The organism is Mesorhizobium sp. M7D.F.Ca.US.004.03.1.1 (assembly GCF_003998635.1).
In the GTDB taxonomy this organism is placed as follows: Bacteria; Pseudomonadota; Alphaproteobacteria; order Rhizobiales; family Rhizobiaceae; genus Mesorhizobium; species Mesorhizobium loti.
Genome location: NZ_RZQG01000858.1, coordinates 1 through 2,484, shown reverse-complemented (window position 1 = coordinate 2,484; position 2,484 = coordinate 1). Strand labels below are relative to the sequence as shown.

General features: G+C 62.9%; 3 protein-coding genes. 2 read left to right on the top strand and 1 reads right to left on the bottom strand.

What is annotated here, in order from left to right; all coding sequences use genetic code 11:
- On the top strand, positions 1-1,129 hold a 1,129-nt coding region (locus tag EN935_RS30965), incomplete at its 5' end, for an AMP nucleosidase (protein ID WP_127373963.1).
- 101 nt (positions 1,130-1,230) lie between these two features.
- Positions 1,231-2,244, top strand: a complete 1,014-nt coding sequence (locus EN935_RS30960; protein WP_245468920.1) for an endonuclease/exonuclease/phosphatase family protein — start codon at positions 1,231-1,233, stop codon at positions 2,242-2,244.
- Between the two features lie 4 nt (positions 2,245-2,248).
- On the opposite strand, the gene EN935_RS30955 is transcribed toward EN935_RS30960, so the two are convergent.
- Positions 2,249-2,484, bottom strand: a 236-nt coding sequence (locus EN935_RS30955) for a DUF922 domain-containing protein (RefSeq protein ID WP_127373962.1), incomplete at its 5' end; no start/stop codon positions are given.

Here is a 2,484-nt window from a genome sequence, read left to right as displayed (position 1 = left end):
GTCGGAATCGACCACGCCGATCCCGCTGCATTTCGCCTTTCTCGAAGGCACCCATGTCGACGGCGCGGCAGCCGAGCGCATCAAGCGGCCGATCCGCGACCTCTTCGACGTGCCGGATCTCGACGGCACCGACGACCAAATCGCCAACGGCACCTTCGAAGTGGCCTTCGGCGAGCCGAGGCCACTGGCGCCCTTCACGGCGCAGCGCATCGACTATTCGCTGCACCGTCTTTCGCACTATACGGCGACCACGCCGCAGCATTTCCAGAACTTCGTGCTGTTCACCAATTACCAGTTCTACATAGACGAGTTCGTCGCCCGGGCCCGCGACCTGATGGCCAATGGCGGCGGCGGATACACCGAGTTCGTCGAGCCCGGCAATGTCACCACCAGGGTCGGGCAAAGCGCGCCCAGCGAAGGGGTAGCACCACCGCGCCTGCCGCAAATGCCGGCCTATCATCTGAAGAAGCCGAACCATGGCGGCATCACCATGGTCAATATCGGCGTCGGGCCCTCCAACGCCAAGACGATCACCGACCACATCGCGGTGCTGAGACCGCATGCCTGGGTGATGCTTGGTCACTGCGCCGGCCTGCGCAACACCCAGGCGCTAGGCGACTATGTGCTGGCGCATGCCTATGTGCGCGAGGATCACGTGCTTGACGACGATCTTCCGGTCTGGGTGCCGATCCCGCCGCTGGCCGAGATCCAGGTGGCGTTGCAGGAAGCTGTCGCCGAAGTCACCGGCCTGTCCGGCTATGACTTGAAACGCATCATGCGCACCGGCACCGTCGCCACAATCGACAACCGCAACTGGGAACTGCGTGACCAGCGCGGCCCGGTGCAGCGGCTGTCGCAGTCGCGGGCGATCGCCCTCGACATGGAATCGGCGACGATTGCCGCCAACGGCTTCCGCTTCCGTGTGCCCTACGGCACGCTCCTGTGCGTTTCGGACAAACCATTGCATGGCGAGTTGAAGCTGCCTGGCATGGCGACCGAATTCTACAAGCGCCAGGTGGCGCAGCACCTGACCATCGGCATCAGGGCTATGGAGAAGCTTGCGGAAATGCCGATGGAGCGGCTGCATTCGCGCAAGCTCAGAAGTTTTTCGGAGACGGCGTTCCAGTAGGTCGGTTCCACGCATCGCATGGGCATTTCGTCATCTTGATTGAGCCGCATTTTTGCCGATAAGCAGGCGGTATGGAGAGAGCGAGCTTCGGGACATTGCTGATGTCGGTTGCATTCTTGGCAATGCTCGTCTGTTCGGTCGCGCTGGTGGCCGGGTTTTTCGGAACGCTGCATCCGGCCTTCGATTCCTTCTCGCATTTCCGCGTCCACCTTGCCGTGCTGATGGCGCTTTGCGCGCTGCCGCTGCTGGCCACGACATTTCGCTTGCAAGCAGCCGTGGCGCTGCTTTTTGCCGTGGCGGCTTTTGCCACGACCTTGAACACTTTGCCCAGTCCATGGCCGGTTCAAGCTGCCTATGAAGCCAAGAACGAAAATCGTGCGACCTACAAGCTGCTGCAGATGAACCTGCGCTACGACAATCCGACGCCAAAGAAGGTGCTGTCGCTGATCGGCCGGACCAATCCCGACGTGATCACCCTCGACGAGGTGTCGGCGATGTGGGCGACCGAGCTTGGCTATATCAGCAGCGCATATCCATACCGGATCCTCTGCCCGTATCCGAACGGCATATTCGGCGTCGCACTGCTCTCGCGGCGGCCCTTTGCCGCCGGCACCGAGGCGCGTTGCGAACGGCGCGGCGCGATGGCGACAGCGACCGTCGACTTCGGCGGCATTGACGTCGACGTCGCCGCCATCCATCTCAGTTGGCCGTGGCCACGCGAGCAGTACTGGCAGATTGGTGAGCTGACGGAATCGCTGTCGGCTCTCGGCGAGACGGCGATCATGGCGGGAGACTGCAACGCCGTGCCATGGAGCGCCGCCGTGCGGCGCGTCGCCTCGCTCGGCGGGCTGACCGTCATGCCGTCCGCCGGCCCGACATGGATCCACATCAAGCTGCCGGATTTCCTGCGGCGCTTCGCCGGCCTGCCGATCGACCAGGTTTTCAGCAAGGGCGGCGTGACCATCCATTCCGCGACACGGCTGGAGGATACCGGCTCGGACCACCTGCCGGTCATGGTGGAATTCTCGCTCAGGCTGAACCAGCAAAAGCCGGCGGACGACCATGAAACCGCGACCGCGTCGCTGATACCGGCTGCTGGAAAAACGCCAGGCTAAAAGATCAAGGTCTGACCAAAGCGGTGACGAGATGCTCGACATGGCCACCGTCGCGATGCTCGCTGGCGTCGAAAGCGATCTGCTTCGCCTCATATGCGGCATAGGTGGCATGGATACGCCGCTGCGCCTCGCGGCGCGTCTTGTAACAGGACCGGTCGTCGGCAATGCTGAGGCCGGTGATCGATCTTTCGGTGGCGCGCATCATTTCCCTGGCGAGGCGGCCATGGGTTTCTTCGTGAG

Excerpts from the sequence above, each read along its gene's own strand:
- EN935_RS30960 (WP_245468920.1), top strand. The coding sequence starts at position 1,231 with ATGTCGGTTGCATTCTTGGCAATGCTCGTCTGTTCGGTCGCGCTGGTG.